General features: G+C 48.2%; 18 protein-coding genes. 9 read left to right on the top strand and 9 right to left on the bottom strand.

What is annotated here, in order from left to right:
- Nucleotides 1-598: 598 nt before the first annotated feature.
- From rpmH to F0261_RS06365, 7 genes are all read left to right on the top strand, one after another.
- A complete protein-coding gene (gene rpmH, locus F0261_RS06395) occupies nt 599-733 on the top strand; it encodes a 50S ribosomal protein L34 (RefSeq protein WP_014290886.1) in 135 nt (44 codons plus the stop codon).
- A gap of 15 nt (nt 734-748) precedes the next feature.
- Nucleotides 749-1108, top strand: coding sequence for a ribonuclease P protein component (gene rnpA, locus F0261_RS06390; RefSeq protein ID WP_015000154.1), 360 nt, complete (start codon nt 749-751; stop codon nt 1106-1108).
- Nucleotides 1093-1341 carry a membrane protein insertion efficiency factor YidD gene (gene yidD, locus F0261_RS06385; protein WP_081765860.1) on the top strand — a complete coding sequence of 83 codons (249 nt, stop codon included), beginning with the start codon at nt 1093-1095 and terminating at the stop codon, nt 1339-1341. The genes rnpA and yidD overlap by 16 nt, the downstream gene beginning before the upstream one ends.
- 10 nt (nt 1342-1351) lie before the next feature.
- On the top strand, nt 1352-3010 hold the full coding sequence (gene yidC / locus F0261_RS06380) for a membrane protein insertase YidC (protein WP_171337503.1): 1659 nt from the start codon (nt 1352-1354) through the stop codon (nt 3008-3010).
- 64 nt (nt 3011-3074) lie between these two features.
- Nucleotides 3075-3557: a YajQ family cyclic di-GMP-binding protein gene (locus F0261_RS06375; RefSeq protein WP_014977844.1), complete on the top strand. Its 483-nt coding sequence runs from the start codon at nt 3075-3077 to the stop codon at nt 3555-3557.
- A 2-nt stretch (nt 3558-3559) separates the two neighbouring features.
- Nucleotides 3560-4948: a tRNA uridine-5-carboxymethylaminomethyl(34) synthesis GTPase MnmE gene (gene mnmE / locus F0261_RS06370; RefSeq protein ID WP_071816526.1), complete on the top strand. Its 1389-nt coding sequence runs from the start codon at nt 3560-3562 to the stop codon at nt 4946-4948.
- 204 nt (nt 4949-5152) lie between these two features.
- On the top strand, nt 5153-6373 hold the full coding sequence (locus tag F0261_RS06365) for a site-specific integrase (protein ID WP_171337502.1): 1221 nt from the start codon (nt 5153-5155) through the stop codon (nt 6371-6373).
- Here F0261_RS06365 and F0261_RS06360 read toward each other — a convergent pair.
- Complete coding sequence (locus F0261_RS06360) at nt 6363-6734, bottom strand: helix-turn-helix domain-containing protein (protein WP_253819221.1); 372 nt, start codon at nt 6732-6734, stop codon at nt 6363-6365. The two genes, F0261_RS06365 and F0261_RS06360, sit on opposite strands and share 11 nt — an antisense overlap.
- Before the next feature lie 155 nt (nt 6735-6889).
- Between F0261_RS06360 and F0261_RS20085 the strand changes: the two genes are divergently transcribed.
- Complete coding sequence (locus F0261_RS20085; protein WP_301338797.1) at nt 6890-7024, top strand: hypothetical protein; 135 nt, start codon at nt 6890-6892, stop codon at nt 7022-7024.
- Between the two features lie 385 nt (nt 7025-7409).
- Here the strand turns inward: F0261_RS20085 and F0261_RS20200 are convergent, their stop codons facing one another.
- From F0261_RS20200 to F0261_RS06340, 4 genes are all read right to left on the bottom strand, one after another.
- The gene (locus tag F0261_RS20200) at nt 7410-7637 is read right to left on the bottom strand and encodes a YgiT-type zinc finger protein (protein ID WP_171337501.1); all 228 of its coding nucleotides are present in this window, start codon (nt 7635-7637) and stop codon (nt 7410-7412) included.
- A gap of 125 nt (nt 7638-7762) precedes the next feature.
- A complete protein-coding gene (locus F0261_RS06350) occupies nt 7763-9889 on the bottom strand; it encodes a hypothetical protein (protein WP_367613856.1) in 2127 nt (708 codons plus the stop codon).
- A 406-nt stretch (nt 9890-10295) separates the two neighbouring features.
- Nucleotides 10296-10907 (bottom strand): hypothetical protein, encoded by a 612-nt coding sequence (locus tag F0261_RS06345; RefSeq protein ID WP_171337500.1) that lies wholly within the window; start codon nt 10905-10907, stop codon nt 10296-10298.
- 276 nt (nt 10908-11183) lie between these two features.
- On the bottom strand, nt 11184-11630 hold the full coding sequence (locus F0261_RS06340) for a hypothetical protein (protein WP_171337499.1): 447 nt from the start codon (nt 11628-11630) through the stop codon (nt 11184-11186).
- Between the two features lie 475 nt (nt 11631-12105).
- On the opposite strand from F0261_RS06340, the gene F0261_RS06335 reads away from it, so the two are divergent.
- Entirely contained in the window at nt 12106-12510 is a 405-nt protein-coding gene (locus F0261_RS06335; RefSeq protein ID WP_171337498.1) for a hypothetical protein, read from the top strand.
- A gap of 314 nt (nt 12511-12824) precedes the next feature.
- On the opposite strand, the gene F0261_RS19890 is transcribed toward F0261_RS06335, so the two are convergent.
- The 4 genes from F0261_RS19890 to F0261_RS20080 form a co-directional block, all read right to left on the bottom strand.
- Nucleotides 12825-13034 carry a hypothetical protein gene (locus F0261_RS19890; protein ID WP_253819218.1) on the bottom strand — a complete coding sequence of 70 codons (210 nt, stop codon included), beginning with the start codon at nt 13032-13034 and terminating at the stop codon, nt 12825-12827.
- Nucleotides 13035-13575: 541 nt separating this feature from the next.
- Nucleotides 13576-14442, bottom strand: a complete 867-nt coding sequence (locus F0261_RS06325; RefSeq protein ID WP_171337496.1) for a helicase RepA family protein — start codon at nt 14440-14442, stop codon at nt 13576-13578.
- Nucleotides 14439-14696, bottom strand: coding sequence for a hypothetical protein (locus F0261_RS06320; RefSeq protein WP_171337495.1), 258 nt, complete (start codon nt 14694-14696; stop codon nt 14439-14441). The genes F0261_RS06325 and F0261_RS06320 overlap by 4 nt, the downstream gene beginning before the upstream one ends.
- A 317-nt stretch (nt 14697-15013) precedes the next feature.
- On the bottom strand, nt 15014-15148 hold the full coding sequence (locus F0261_RS20080; protein WP_018982171.1) for a hypothetical protein: 135 nt from the start codon (nt 15146-15148) through the stop codon (nt 15014-15016).
- Nucleotides 15149-15456: the final 308 nt, after the last annotated feature.

Below are 15456 nucleotides of genomic sequence, written 5' to 3'. Positions count from 1 at the left end.
AGAAAAACCAACTCCTGAAAAGCCAATCATAAAGAAAGCAGGCACTAAAAAGCGCCATTAGAAGAAAATAGCGTTGGAAGTGTTGGGTAGCAGCGAGAAATTAAGTTATCGTTTTAATCGCTGTGGATTATCTTACGTTATCAACACAATGTAAATGGCGATCCCGATCGATCTTTTCGATCAAAATAACAAGCAACTGATAAATAAGATTTTTTCTTTTAGATCAAATCAAACTATAACGAGAAAAATTCATTCTAAATTTGTGCTAAAAAACCGTTAGATCACCTTGCTTTTTATATCTATCTCTGTGTTTTTCACAACGCACTGTGGATAACCTAACCAAATTTTATGCGTTATTCACAGACGATTTGTACGAAAACTGCGTCATCGATTAAGCTATCGATTAGAAAATGCAAAAATTGTTCACTTATTCATCCGAAAAGCGAGAATATGCATTGACAGCACGCCCCGAGATCTCTAGAATTCAGCGTCCTTTTTCGATGGGCTTTTCTGGTGAAAACACCACATTGTTCTGGCAACAGCATAATGTGTTACCAAAAACGCCTATGTTTAACTAAATATAAGTGAGACTTTGGTCATGAAAAGAACATTTCAACCGAGCAATCTAAAGCGCAAGCGTTCTCACGGTTTTCGTGCTCGTATGGCGACTAAAAATGGTCGTAAAGTACTAGCAGCTCGCCGTGCAAAAGGCCGCGCTCGTCTTTCAGCTTAATTGAAAGACGCCAAAGTGGGCGAGAATAATTTTTCTAGGGAGTTACGTCTGTTAACTCCCACCCACTTTACCTATGTGTTTGATAACGCAACCCCAGCTGTATCTCCCTCTTTTACTGTTCTAGCCAGAAAAAATACACTTTCAACTCCTCGTTTAGGCATTACGCTCGCGAAAAAACGTATCCGTAAAGCTCACGATAGAAATCGTTTGAAGCGATTAGTCAGAGAAAGTTTTAGGCATAAACAGCACAACTTACCCAATGTCGATATTATCGTTATTGGCAAGTCTGGCGCTGACAACCTTAGCAACCAAGAAGTTTTCGCTACATTGGACAAGCTATGGAAAAAATTAAACAAGCGTTGCGGCAACTCTTAATTGTAGTGCCTTTGGCATTGATAAAATTTTATCAATGGTTCATTTCCCCTATGTTAGGGCAACGATGTCGTTTCCATCCTTCTTGTTCTTGGTATGCTATAGACGCATTAAAAACGCACGGATTAGTAAAAGGCGGTTGGTTATCTATTAAACGCATATTAAAATGCCACCCTTTGCATGCCGGCGGATATGATCCAGTGCCGGAAAAACAACAAGATAAACACTCAAAATAAAGAGACCTCTATGGAATCGCAACGTAGTTTTCTGATAATTGGCCTTGCGCTAGTTAGCTTTTTGCTTTGGCAATCATGGCAAAAAGATTATGGGCCACAGCCAGTTGTGCCTGTTGAGCAACAACAAACGCAAGAGACATCACAAGGCGTACCGTCATTTAATGAAAATGGCAGCGAAGATGTACCTAGTAGTGATAGCGTTCCTGCTGCACAACCTATCGCAGCGGCGCAAAGTTCAAACCGCATTATTGAAGTAAAAACCGATACGCTTGATTTACGCATCGATTTGCTAGGCGGCGATGTAGTATCAGCAGACTTACTTAAGTTTCCGGTAGAGCAAGGTTCGGATATTCCTTACAGCCTACTTCGCTCTGGCAACGGTCTTTATGTAGCGCAAAGTGGCCTAATCGGTGCTCAAGGGCCTGATGCAAGCAGCAGTGGCCGCCCGGTGTATAATGCGCAAAGTGACTATTATGAAATGACTGGCGACACCCTTGTTATTCCTCTTACATGGAAAAACAACCAAGGCTTGTCAGTTACCAAAACTTTCACTTTCACTAAAGGTCAGTACGACGTAAACGTAAGCTATAGCGTGGAAAATGGTACTGGCAGCGCAGCAACGGTTCAGCCGTATGCACAGCTTAAACAAGTGATGGAGTTTGAAGACGACAGCAACATGTTTATGCCAACGTACCGTGGTGCTGCATATTCAACAGAAGATGACCGCTACCAGAAGTACTCGTTTGACGAGATTGAAGATGACAACCTACGCGAAACCACGAAAGCGGGTTGGGTTGGCATGCTTGAACATTACTTTGTATCAGCATGGGTACCTTCACAAGAGCAAACTAACACGCTTTATTCTCGTAACCTGAAAAATCAGTATGCAGTAATTGGTGTATTGTCTCCGTCTGAAAGCGTAGCGCCTGGTGAAACCAAAACCCTTGCATCTACCCTTTATATGGGCCCTAAAGATCAAGAAAGCCTAGCGAAGATTGCGCGCGGATTAGACCTAACCGTTGATTACGGTATTCTTTTCTGGATTTCACAGCCGCTGTTCGCCCTTCTTACCTTCCTTCATAGCCTAGTTAATAACTGGGGTGTGGCAATTATCCTTATCACTATTGTAGTAAAAGGCGCGATGTACTGGCTAACTAAGAAGCAATACGAGTCAATGGCACGTATGCGCAACTTAGCACCTAAGATGCAGCAGCTAAAAGACCGTTTTGGCGACGACAGACAAAAAATGTCTCAAGCTATGATGGAGCTTTACCGCAAAGAGAAAGTAAACCCAATGGGCGGTTGCTTACCTCTTCTTCTGCAAATGCCTATCTTTCTTGCGCTTTACTGGGTACTGATGGAAAGTGTTGAACTACGTCATGCAGACTTTGTGCTTTGGATCACTGACCTTTCTACAAAAGACCCATACTTTGTGCTGCCAATTCTAACTGGCGCAAGTATGTACCTATTGCAAAAACTTCAGCCAACCACCATTACTGATCCAATGCAGCAGAAAATCATGCAGTGGATGCCGGTAGCAATGAGTGTATTCTTCCTGTGGTTCCCTGCAGGTCTGGTACTATACTGGCTAGTCAGTAACGTGATTACCTTGGTTCAAGCCAAAATGATTTATGCTTCAATGGAGAAGCGGGGCATCAGCAGTAAATAACACGCTGATCAATGAATTATACAGCCCGCCTATGCGGGCTGTTTTGTCTTAAGAGGAATAACCTGTGCCATCATTTGATATTGTTTCTGAAATCAACATGGAAGAAGTACGCAACGCCACTGAAAACGCAAGCCGTGAGCTATCAACGCGTTTCGACTTTCGCGGTATTGACGCGAGCTTTGAGTACAAAGATAAAACCGTGGTCATGAAAGCTGAAGCTGAATTCCAACTTCAGCAAATGGAAAGCATGTTTAGAACGGCGATGTCTAAACGTAACGTAGACACTTCATCTATGGATGTTAAACCCTACGATGCACACGGTAGAACTTACCGTCAGACCATTACCTTTAAAGAAGGTATTGAGCAGCCGATGGCGAAGAAGATTGTGAAGCTGGTGAAAGACGCCAAAATCAAAGTGCAAACGGCTATTCAAGGCGAAGAACTTCGCGTAACAGGTAAAAAGCGTGATGATTTGCAGCAAGTTATTTCGCTGGTTAAAGAGTCTAACTTAGGCCAACCTTTCCAATTTAAGAACTTCCGCGACTAATTATGGAATCACTCACCCTTTCTACCGACACTATTACCGCACAAGCGACAGCGCCCGGTCGTGGCGGCGTAGGTATTGTACGTGTTTCAGGTCCTAAGGCTAAAGCCATCGCAGAGGCGTTAGTACCAAGCGCACTAACACCACGTCTTGCGACCTATACGCCGTTTGTTGATGCTAACAACAGCGTAATAGACCAGGGCATAGCACTGTTTTTTAAAGGGCCTAACTCATTTACCGGTGAAGATGTACTTGAACTGCAAGGCCATGGCGGTCAAGTTGTCATGGACATGCTGATTGATGCCGTGCTTGCAACGGGCCATGCCCGGCTTGCCAATCCAGGTGAATTCAGTGAACAAGCCTTTTTAAATGATAAATTAGACCTTGCGCAAGCAGAGGCGATTGCCGACTTGATTGATGCAAGTTCTAAACAGGCAGCAAAAAGTGCGCTGCGCTCGCTACAGGGTGAGTTTTCTACACAAATTCAAACGCTATCAGACCAAATCGTGCACCTTCGTATGTACGTAGAGGCGGCCATCGATTTTCCTGAAGAAGAAATTGATTTCTTATCTGACGGGAAAGTATCAGGTGACTTAAGCGCAATTATGCAAAGCTTAACCAAAGTGCGCGAACAGGCTAAACAAGGCACCTTATTGCGCGAAGGTATGCAGGTGGTGATTGCGGGGCGCCCTAACGCCGGTAAATCGAGCTTATTAAACGCCCTGGCAGGACGAGATAGCGCCATTGTTACCGATATAGCCGGTACCACGCGAGATGTGCTTAAAGAGCATATTCACATTGATGGTATGCCGGTGCACATTATCGACACAGCAGGACTTCGAGAAAGCCCAGATAAAGTGGAACAAATTGGTATTGAGCGGGCGTGGCAAGCTATCAATGAAGCTGACCACGTATTATTCGTTGTAGACTCTACCGCAACTGCTGTTATCGACCCTTATGAAATATGGCCAGAATTTATGGCCCGATTGCCACAAGGCATCCCCGTTACCGTAGTTCGCAACAAGGCCGACCTTAGTACCTTAGATATTGGACAAAGCACAGTTGCCACCGAGCAAGGTGATATCTCAGTTATCAATCTATCAGCCAAAGAAGGTAGCGGCGTCGACACGCTAAAAGCACATCTGGCCAAAACCATGGGCTTCGATACTACAACTGAAGGTCAATTTATTGCGCGCAGACGACACATAGATGCACTCGACCAAGCCTACAGTTATGTAAGCACTGGCGAACAACAACTGCATGATGCTATGGCGGGTGAGTTGCTTGCTGAAGAATTGCGCTTGGCTCACCAGGCACTATGTGAGATAACCGGTGAATTCACGTCAGACGATCTACTTGGTAAGATTTTTTCATCGTTCTGTATTGGGAAATGAGCCTTATTCTTAAGTGGTAAAGCCCGGTGAAACCCATCAAAACATATCAAACTAACTTATTGTTTTATAACGATTATATTTGATATTACCCCAGAGATGCTTTTACCGCGTTTTCTTCTAGTTTGCTCCGTTTCACTATAAATTGATCCCTATTTGCTCCAAGGTTAGAATTCTGGAGCAATGGGATCAAGATCGGGTCAAAAAATGAAAGTATCTGTTAACAAGCGAAACCCCAACTCGAAGGGGCTTCAGGAGCTTCGCCTGGTGTACTACTACGGTGTGGTCGAAGGAAAGGATGGCAAGAAGAGACCTAAGCGGGATTACGAGCCTCTTAGGCTGTACGTGTATCACAACCCTAAGACACAGGCTGAGCGGCAACACAACAAGGAAATGATGCGCCAGGCCGAAGCTGCAAAATCTGCACGCCTCGTTGAATCGCTTTCCAATAAATTCCAGCTTGAAGACCGCGTGAAGCTGGCCTCAAGCTTCTTTGACTACTATGACCAATTAGCCTCGACCAAAGAATCCGGAAGCGCGTCTAATTACTCAATCTGGATCTCGGCAGGTAAGCACCTTAGAAACTACCACGGCAGAGCTGAACTCACCTTTGAGGAGATTGATAAGCCGTTCCTAGAAGGGTTCCGGAAGTACTTACTGGAGGAAAAGCTCACCAAATCGAAATCCCGGCTCGCCAAGAATACGGCATCGAGCTACTTCAATAAGATCCGGGCTGCTCTGAATGAAGCATTTCGAGAGGGCATGATCAGGGACAACCCGGTTCAACGGGTAAAAAGCGTCAAAGCTGAGAACACCAAGCGAACCTACCTAACGTTGGATGAGGTTCGTGCCATGACAAAGGCAGAATGTCGTTATGATGTTTTGAAACGTGCTTTTTTGTTCAGTTGTACTACCGGCCTCCGATGGAGCGACATCAACAAACTTACGTGGAGCGAAATCGAGGAGTTTGAGCCTGGGCACTATCGAGTTATTTTTGACCAACAAAAGCTCAAAAATGGAGGGAATTCCCTTGTGTATCTGGACCTCCCGGACTCAGCCGTTAGGTTATTGGATGTAGAGAAGAGGGAGAAACCGGAAGATCGTGTATTTACCGGCCTCAAATACAATAGCTACTTCAACGTGGCGCTGTTGCAATGGGCAATGAGAGCTGGGATAACAAAACACGTTACGTTCCACGCTGGGAGACATACATTTGCCGTAGCACAACTCAATCGAGGGGTGGACATATATTCACTGTCCAGGCTACTAGGCCATAGCGAACTCAGAACTACCGAAATTTATGCAGACATTCTCGAAAGCCGCCGAGTGATTGCCATGAGGAGCTTTCCAGACATCTTCTCGGAACGCGAACATGACGGTGACGTTTGCCCTCGGTGCGGGCAATCGACCATCGGAACTACCGTCTAGTGGTTTGGCGGCCACGACGCCGGGAGTTTGTCATAAAGTTTGATATTTCATCGTTGATCTCCCCCTGGGACTTCACACGGTTACCTTCTACCCAAGCGAGAAGGTCTGAGCGCTTGATCAACACGCGGTTTCCACCAGGCTTTGTGAACGAAATGCGTTTTTCATGGGTAAGACGATAAATGTAACTTCGTCTTGCCCCAATTAAAGCTGCGGCTTCATCAACTGTCAGATACTCTTTATCGGGCAACGGTAAAGCTGGCCTCTCGTTTTCATTGACTGCATTATCAACGAACTGAGCCAGCAACTGCTTTATCTCAGCCAGTTCGCTCATGACGAAGGAAAGTTGTTCTGCTTCGGACATCGTTCTACCCACACTGCGTTGATTTCGTTCTGATGGGTTTATGATGCAGTATCAGACCTGGATAGCCCCCATGCGTTTCTGTCCGTTTTGGGCGCAAAGAGCCAGATGCTACAATAATTTTGTGTAGCATTCGCAGATACATTGGGAGTAATGAAATGGCGAGGACATTAGAAGAAATTCTGGAAACTGAAAAACCCGAAATCGTTGAGGCTGCGCAGGTCAAAGCTGAAAGGATGCTCAAAGAGATAGCGTGCGCCGAGAAACATGATGAGGATCAGGACGATGCCTGAAGCCAGCTCCTCATCTGTTCAATACTTGCGGACTTGTAGGCGGGAAGCAGTAGCCCCCTCACGATAGTCCAAGCAGTAAGCTCAACCTGGAATGACGGAACTTTCATCGCTGGAGCAGCTCGCTGATCATAGTTGGCACGGAGATAGTCGAGTCCAACAATGATTCCATTAGCGGGAAGTTCTATCTCAGCACCAGGCTTGACCATGGGGCCTTGGACCGACCGAAAGCCCTCCTCCTCTGGCCTGAGTCCTTTGAAGATCTTGCGTATCGCCAGCCTTCGGAGGTGCATCACAACCTCTTTGCCGTGCTCCGCACGGAGACTTTCCAGAGAAAAGAGCTGTAGATCGAGCAAGTCGTCGGGATTGGGCACTGTAACCAACATATTTATCTTCCTGTAGAAATCCGATCAACAGCGTTCCAGCATGCTTTGCAATCCTTGTACTCATTTTTCACCCGGGCTGCTTCATCGGCATCCAGCACTACATTTCCGCAGAGGCAGTGCCACCCTTTCACGCATTGAACTTCTATCCCCTTGTACTGGACATGTTTCGTTTCAAATGAAAGGTTGTCAGACTTGCAGTTAGGGCATACTGGCGATTGTTCTTCGTTCATAATTCATCTCAACTGTTTGAACGTTTTGCGGAACCACTTCTCAAGAGGCTCTGACCAAAAATACGCGGCACCACAAATTGCCAGTACACCTATAATGAACAGGCTGTATCCAGTAAGTGCAGCTATCATGACTTTGCTCCAGATTCATTTTCTTTCACATGTGAAAGATTTATATCATCAGCCCGGACAACCTCAACTTCTTTGTGTTCAGGCGCGTAGAACAGATACCAGCCACCAAAGTTGGTAGTTTGTTCGCTCAGAACATTTCCAGTGGATTTGTCTATCAATGCGACGCGAATACCATCATTCTCTAATTGGCCTTCCACTTCACGAATTTCGGACAACGGAAGTCGCAGGCGGTTGACACCCCCCCGAACTAATCGACCAGACTCAACCGCCCTATACCGAGGAGACAGCCCAAAATCGCCGGAAACCTCGACATCGTATCGACGATAGGGTGTTAGTGAATCCACAATTGCAGGTGTGACTACACTTCGTTCGCCTACCCGAGCTGTGATACCAGTAACCTCTGGCTCATCAGATTGGCAAATACCATCTGCGTTCTCATCACGACAAGTAGTCAACTCTAGTGTGGCCTGATTCCGCTGGGGAATTCGAGTAAATCCAGAGCGTCCAAAAGATCCGCTGATCGAAAACGCAAAGCTCTTCTCGCCAGTAGACGAGCGATTTACAGCAGCCGTCAGAGCGGCGAACTTCCAATTCCATATGTCTGCTCGAATACTTTGTTGCTGTGTCGCCCAGCCTCGGCCATAGTCTATGGCAGTATGACGGTAGGTCAGCCTTCCCAGACCAAACCGCTTGGATATTTCCCCTTGAAAGCGCTGCATGCTATCCAGCGTGGAATCGTAACTCTCGCGCTCATAGGACGCCACAGCCTGCCATCCATGGGGTATATTCGCCAGTAGCCGACCTCCGACAACTTCGGTATCAACGCCGTTACGTTCGCGCATGGAGAGGTACGGTGAGAACGACACTGATGAACGAAGCTGTCGCAGGTAAGCACTGTGGTAGGTGCGTAGCGATATTTCTTGTACTTCATAACCATCGTGCGAGCGAGAGGAATACTGAAGCGAAGGCCGGAAAAGAGAGCGGTATGAAAGACTCACAGATTGTTGATTGTAGTCATCCAGGTCACTAACGCGGCCAAACACTGAAAAATCATCGCTCTGCCAAGAACCGTTGACGGTATAGCCGCTGCCTCCGAACCAGCTTGGTTCAAAAGAGAAACTGTCTCGTACATACAGAGCCGAGAGGTAGCCGCGCTCCTGGTGGTCCTGACCAGCGAATAGAGAAAGCTCGTTCGTCAGGCCATAAGATAAATAACCCGCTGCCAGAGACTCTCCGGACTCCGGCGACCTACCAGCAGCTAACCGATAGTTTAACTGCCCCACAGGAGCCAGCCGACCGGAAATAGCTCTCTCTACCGTTCGGGTATCGGTACGACCATCCGGCAACACAGCGCGGAATTCGTACCGGTTGTTGCTATAGTCCAACTCGATTTCATATGGAAACGGATCGCTCTCCAGAACCAGTGATTCGATATACGCCCCGTCACGATAAACATCAACGCGGGTGCCTGTGGGCCAGTACAGCTCTACCTGGTCAGTAGCAAAAGAGCCAGAAGCCAGATAGGTCTCGTTGGTAACGGAGATACCATCGAAGCCGTGCCGCTGCACGCGTCCCAGCTCAACATCTTTGACGTAGGGACTGTCTTCATTATGCCACTGAGATGAAAAATACGACTCATGCCCTCCGATCCCGGCACGAACGTCTAGGTCGAAATCTCCAACGCGGCCAGTTCCAATGACTGAACCGGCTAGTGGCTGCTCAGCCTCGCTGTGATGCGTCAGGTTGTAGTCGAGAGATTTCACGTCGAGTGACGAAATCTCTGGCTCTATGAACGCTTCAGGCTCCGGGCGTTCAAGCTTCTTTGATAATCGGTGTGGGTAGAGGTATATCTTTTGTGTAGACCAAACAGTTTTGACCCTCCCCAGTCCGTTCAATCGCTCAAGTGGTAGTGCCGTCTCGGCATTCACACCTACCGCCCGCCACAAAGCCACTTCAGCAGTCGCTACGTCACCATCACGTGAAACCAGAAACTCCCCTTTCACTTGGCCGTTCACTATGAAATCCATCAAATAATCGTCCGCTACTGCGGCAGGAGAAGAAGTAACCAATGCCCCGGCAAGCGCTAAAACTTTCACATGTGAAAGTCGTCGGAGGAAAATCACTATCGCACCTCCCTAATCGGAATCCTCAGCGTAATCCGAGCATGGGAGCCGCGCTCTTGACGGCGCTCGACCGCGTAGCTAAACGCCATCCTGCTGTTTTCCGATAAGTTTCCTATCATCCGGGCTTTGATGACCTGGCGTTCGCCGGGAAAAAGTCGAATACGTCGTGGAAAAGCCTGAACTCCGTCAGGGGGCGTGACACGGACTAGTATTGGATTTTCTTGATTGTTGGTAAGGGGGATCTCGACCGTAGAGCTGGACGAAATCAGAATCTCGTGCTGTCGCAACTGAACTGCGTGGGCGGAAGCTGCCAGTGTCAAGGCAACAAAAAATGATATGAAAATTTTCATAAGGAACCTCCAAACAACAAATAGGGCTGGCTTCGGCCAGCCCTTATCTGTCGGAATCACTGATAATCAACAGTGATATCGACGGTCCCAGTGAATGCGCCTTCCTCCCACGCGCTCATGCTCATATAACCAGCGGCAGCATTCGTCGGTTCCTGATAGCGCCACGCCAGATACAGCTCTCCTGTTGCACTCGTTGAACTGGCGATGGGAGTACCAGCGAGAGTCGTCGGAGTAAACGAACCAGCCACAGCATCAGAGCAGTCAACCGTCGATGTTGCGACCTCAAATTTCGGCTCGCTTGCACCTCCCATAAAGGTAATTTCTGCTCCACCTGGTGCAGTCAGAACACTGAACCCGGTCATTGTGATTGAGACTGCTTTGTCTACATCCCCAGCAACCTGCAAACAGCCAGGAATCACACTCTCTGCGGGGTCTTTGAGAATGCCATTCGAGGACCATTGTTTGAGGTTGATGGAGCCGGTGGGCATGGTTGCACCTGGAGCACGCTCAATCTGCATTTGATAAGGCTGAATTTCTTGGATACTCAAAGCCGGAGGCATGGCGGTTACTTCTGCGGTAGCAGACCCAGTTTCAGCCATAACCGCCCCGGACGTTCCGACCAGAGCAATAACAGAGGCCATAGCAAAAGGAATAGTTTTGGTTTTCATGTAATTTTCTCCTGTTAATTACGGTGTTTAACGCAGGAGCAATTATTTCGTAGATAGTGTCAGAGGCACGGGTCGCTATTTGTCCATTTTGGGCGGACAAGCGATTTTCTTTTAAAAGAGGAGGTGAAAAATTTCACATGTGAAAGTCGGAAAACGACCTTTATGTATCGATTATGATAATTATCGTAATTACGGTAATTCCGATTCGAGTTCTAAATTTCAGGCATTAAAAAAGGGGGCAGCGCCCCCGTTATTAGCTGTAGCTATAATTTGCGATTAGTTGTCTTGCTCTTCCATGATGGGTGATTCCAGCTCCCAGAATCGCTGAAATAGCTCATCCCCATCATCAATATATGAGTGAATTTCTCTGCCACACCAATCTAACTCAATGACAGCTAAAACCGCTTGTTGTAAATCAGTGTCCAGACCACGCAAACGACGCATGTCGAGCGGCCACTCGAAACCATTGTAGAGAGATAAAAGAAAACGCCTGATATGCTTGGCCTGTCCGTGGTGCCCGGGTGCGACCTCCAGAAGGCGCTGAAGAGCTGGTAGCCCAGCTTGCACACGCTGCTTTCTTGCTTTGTCCTGTCGGGACATCTCTTCTAAAAGTCGATCTGTAGCTTCACGATTCGCCTCTTCCATCTCACGACGAGAGTCGAAGCCATTAAAGAATCCGGGGATTTCTTGATCCAGTGGGAATTTGTCGAACATTGAGGACATGAGTTTCTCCTGTAGTTAGTACAGGTGAATTGTCCAACAGCATGAATGAAAATGACGGGTGTGAAATTTCCCATTTAGGGCGCAACAGCAATATATTTTGATGCGTACCCAAAAACGGTGACCGAGACGGGTAGCCTATTGTTGTGACGTGGCAACAAAATCTTTCACATGTGAAAGTTTATAGCCTCTCAACCACATGCTAACGTTCTGTATATAACTCAGAGGAAGAACTTTATTAATGGCCGGTAACTATCCAAAAACTGAATTCCAAGTTCATCTCGGGGACCATGCCGAGACCGTAACAGCAGACCAACTCAACGGCTTCGCAGAGTTATACGGCATTGATCGGTTGATACCTGGGCGCTATAGCCATCTATTTCTCCTCAACCTTTACTCGATGGAGAAGCACCAAGGAATTCCTCCCGATCTGGTGACCCAAGAGATTAAATCCCTGGAACAAGGCAGCCAATCGTACATGAAACCGGAGACTCCATATAAACGTAAACCACTCAGGGGCTTGTGGCACAAACACTTCTTTGCATCGCTTCCTTCAACCGTAGCACATAATCTGTCCAATGAACTTGGACGACGTGGTGTTCGTCAGGCTGTTGAGACGGCATTCCATCCCAGTAAAGGAGACAGGGTTACCCCGGAAATGATCAGCGACTTGGTAAGTGCATTAGTAGAAAAGCCTTTCCAGAAACGCAGTGATGAGGGGCGGCTAACTGGAGAGTGGATCGTATACGCCAAGCACCGTGATCAAAATTATTACCTGTGTATCTCTAGCCACAGGCACGGCGACGACGCTATTGCTGGAAATATTCGAACAGTGTGTTGCCGCGAGTTTGAATGGTTGGCTGACATCATGGACAGTGAGTAAAGACTTTCACATGTGAAAGTCTTGCCCACTTGGACACTGCTTCTACCATGCAGGAGTCGGCCTAACGGCCTCCTTTCACTGGCCAGTATGGTAAGGGCGAAGCCCGCGCAGGCCCGAAGGGCCGGAGAATTTGGCGGTTAGCCGCACGCTCTAAAGGCGGGCGGCTGTGCCGCCCTGAACATCCTGAATATACTGAATAACTTGCTAAACCCGAGCCGCTGTAGCACACATTCGGGCCACTGTGGCACACTGTCGGGCCGTTGTGGCACGCTATAAGGCCGGTGTGGCACGTTTTTCCCGACACTAAAATCCAATCAGGCCGCTGTGGCACGTATTACTCGCTTTGCCGTTTCGCATAGCTCAATTCCTACCTTCATTAGACCTTCGGCATCCTCCTTCAGTCTCCGTCGCCCATTGCGAAGAGCCATGCTGGTAATGTCCTGACCATACACGGCACGAAGCAGGGTGTCGGTGTGCCAACCACCACTAGGGTCGTGCTGATGGGTAAGTACATGCCGGGCCACTGCCTGGCTCACGCCATGCTGAAGCCGGGCAATCGGTTCTGGTGAGTAGTAAAGGTTGAGATCGCGTTCCAGCAACATTACCAGAGCTATTCCTAGCCTCACCCGCCATAGGTTACGTTGGCCCCCTGTGAGCGGGTTATGCCGAGTCTTAGGAGACGGGATCACATGATCAATCAACCCTCCAATAATCCGGTCGCCAGACCCCTCCAGCTCCGGCGTAATTATTTCAACGGTTGCGCTTCTCAGATCCCGAAGTAAGGCCTGAATGCGGCTCAGGCTGTAATTGTGGTCAGATAGCGTCCGCCGCACCTTAGCGGGATCAACCAACAGCTCAATACCTCCATCCGATACTTCGCGCTTGCGTTCGGAAACATACATGAGAGCCTCAACAACGTCTGCGTGTCGCTGCCCCAGCCTGCCTGCTACACGGCAACGACCGAATTTGGTTTCCACCCAGTCGCCTTGTCTCTCGCGGGGCCGCTGAGTCGGCTGATACAATACAACTCTAGCTTGTAAAGCTGTGCTGGTAGGAGTGACTTTATTACCAGTTGTCATCGTCACCCCCTATTGCTGCTTCCGCTTTAGTTGCTTGCTTTACATACTGTTTGCGCTTTGGTTCCTGCTTTTCTAAGACTGCGGGACTGAGAACCCCTCCTTCATGGCGTCGCAGCCATCTTTCAGGGAGAGGGGGTCCATAATTGACCTTTGATACACCCAGTCGCACAAAGTGGCTCCGCATTGCCTCATCTACGCCCCATTTTTCAGCCTCATTGGAAGTCATAGATGATAGGTATGCCTGCCACCGGATGTTATCTGTCAGAACTGAGGATCCGCGACTAGCCTGTTGCATGTCACCAGCCCCAAGAAATGCGGCTCCTTTGTTGGTGTGGTGAAGAAACAGGATGCTACATCCGGTCGCTTGGGCAATACTCTCTAAACGACCGACCACTGCCGCCATTGCGCCAGAATCATTTTCGTCGTATGAGTGAAATCGGCGAAGTGTATCTAGGATTAATAGTCTCGTGCCGTCAGCAGCTCGGACCAGCGCATCTGACCAACGGCTATCCATCACATTCGGTTCGCGGCCAACAAGCGGCTCGATTAGAAGATTCTGAGCAACCAACTCCCGTTCATTGGGAGCAAGATGTTTGCCCAAGTAGTGCAGCCTGTGCTCAATAGTACAAATCGGATCTTCCGCTGGCAGGTATAGCACTCGCCCCGAACGCATGTCGCTCAAGTTTAGCAAATCGGGACCACCGGCCAACGTTGCACCTATTTGTAGAGCGGCCATCGACTTTCCAGCTCCACCTGGGCTAACGATAGCTCCCACGCTTCCTGCCACCATACCAGGCAATACATAGTCGATAGGTGCAGGTTCACATTCAAAAGCTGAACGAATGTCGATCATGCCGCACCACCTACAGACGCTGAGAAAACTGTCCATGAGCGAGCAGACGCTGACTTACGGCGTTGGATTTCGCGATCTACGATGAGTAGCGCCTGACATGTGGAGAGTCGAGCATGGCGAGCTAGTACGAGGACACAGTACGACCGGTAACCTGGGCTATCGTATGCCGCTGTAACATCTAGCATGAGAGAGAAAAGTTCCGACGCCACAAACTGCCGGACACGAAGAGAATGGGGGTTGCTTTGTATTTTCATGAAAAACCTCAACTTTTGACATTGTTGAGGCACTGCGCTCGCGGCTGAAAACAGCTCTCGGCCCCGCCCGTGCCTGATACGACGGGGGTTAATGGCGAGACGCATTAACCAGACAGGCCAGATAAAGACCCGAAAGGCCGCCTGCACTTGATGAGATGTGCAGACTCGCGGTGGACAATGCTCCGCTTTCCCAAAAATTCTCCCCAAGGAGATGCCTCCGGCCCATTCACCTTGCAAGTTAGTGAACCCGAGGTTGCTTTTACTCGCTGCTTCTTTTCAGGGGCCAGCTACCCACTTATTCGTTGTGCCTGACTATGTTAGCCAGCGAAACCTGAAACAATCAGCGCACCAAGTATTTTGTGTGCAAATCCCAGCAGATCGATACCGACCGCCTCCAGAATCGCCAGTCCTGCAAATACACCGATGATCTTCATTTCAAATTGCTCGGTCATATCTAACTCTCCTGTTGCTCTCAATTTAATTATAGGCACTTAATACCTATTTATCAATATTATTGAACCCATTTTGCCGTATTTTTCTTCCTAAGCACGAGTCGCTAATTGCCCATTTGGGGTGCAGAGTAAAAATAATCGTTTCACGCCGAACAGGGCTTCTCAAAGGTCTCTTGCAAGACCCGAACTACCCGCGTCTTCCTTTCGGCGTTCCATTGAAGGTCTCGCAAAGGACTTTTTCGGGACTCAAATCCACTTGGGTAGGGTCAGATATAATCAGGGGTAAAGGATCAGGCCTCACAAAAGAC

The sequence above is a fragment of the Alteromonas sp. 07-89-2 genome (genome assembly GCF_013113925.1).
Taxonomy (GTDB): domain Bacteria; phylum Pseudomonadota; class Gammaproteobacteria; order Enterobacterales; family Alteromonadaceae; genus Alteromonas; species Alteromonas macleodii.
This window is presented reverse-complemented; position numbering and strand designations above follow the sequence as displayed.

Bases quoted from the DNA above. Each gene is read 5' to 3' on its own strand.
- F0261_RS06320 (WP_171337495.1), bottom strand. From the start codon at position 14,696: ATGAAAATACAAAGCAACCCCCATTCTCTTCGTGTCCGGCAGTTTGTG.
- F0261_RS06365 (WP_171337502.1), top strand. From the start codon at position 5,153: ATGAAAGTATCTGTTAACAAGCGAAACCCCAACTCGAAGGGGCTTCAG.
- yidC (WP_171337503.1), top strand. From the start codon at position 1,352: ATGGAATCGCAACGTAGTTTTCTGATAATTGGCCTTGCGCTAGTTAGC.
- rpmH (WP_014290886.1), top strand. From the start codon at position 599: ATGAAAAGAACATTTCAACCGAGCAATCTAAAGCGCAAGCGTTCTCAC.
- mnmE (WP_071816526.1), top strand. From the start codon at position 3,560: ATGGAATCACTCACCCTTTCTACCGACACTATTACCGCACAAGCGACA.
- F0261_RS20200 (WP_171337501.1), bottom strand. From the start codon at position 7,637: ATGAACGAAGAACAATCGCCAGTATGCCCTAACTGCAAGTCTGACAAC.
- F0261_RS20085 (WP_301338797.1), top strand. From the start codon at position 6,890: ATGGCGAGGACATTAGAAGAAATTCTGGAAACTGAAAAACCCGAAATC.
- F0261_RS06340 (WP_171337499.1), bottom strand. From the start codon at position 11,630: ATGTCCTCAATGTTCGACAAATTCCCACTGGATCAAGAAATCCCCGGA.
- F0261_RS06345 (WP_171337500.1), bottom strand. From the start codon at position 10,907: ATGAAAACCAAAACTATTCCTTTTGCTATGGCCTCTGTTATTGCTCTG.
- F0261_RS06335 (WP_171337498.1), top strand. From the start codon at position 12,106: ATGAAACCGGAGACTCCATATAAACGTAAACCACTCAGGGGCTTGTGG.
- F0261_RS06360 (WP_253819221.1), bottom strand. From the start codon at position 6,734: ATGTCCGAAGCAGAACAACTTTCCTTCGTCATGAGCGAACTGGCTGAG.
- F0261_RS06325 (WP_171337496.1), bottom strand. From the start codon at position 14,442: ATGATCGACATTCGTTCAGCTTTTGAATGTGAACCTGCACCTATCGAC.
- F0261_RS20080 (WP_018982171.1), bottom strand. From the start codon at position 15,148: ATGACCGAGCAATTTGAAATGAAGATCATCGGTGTATTTGCAGGACTG.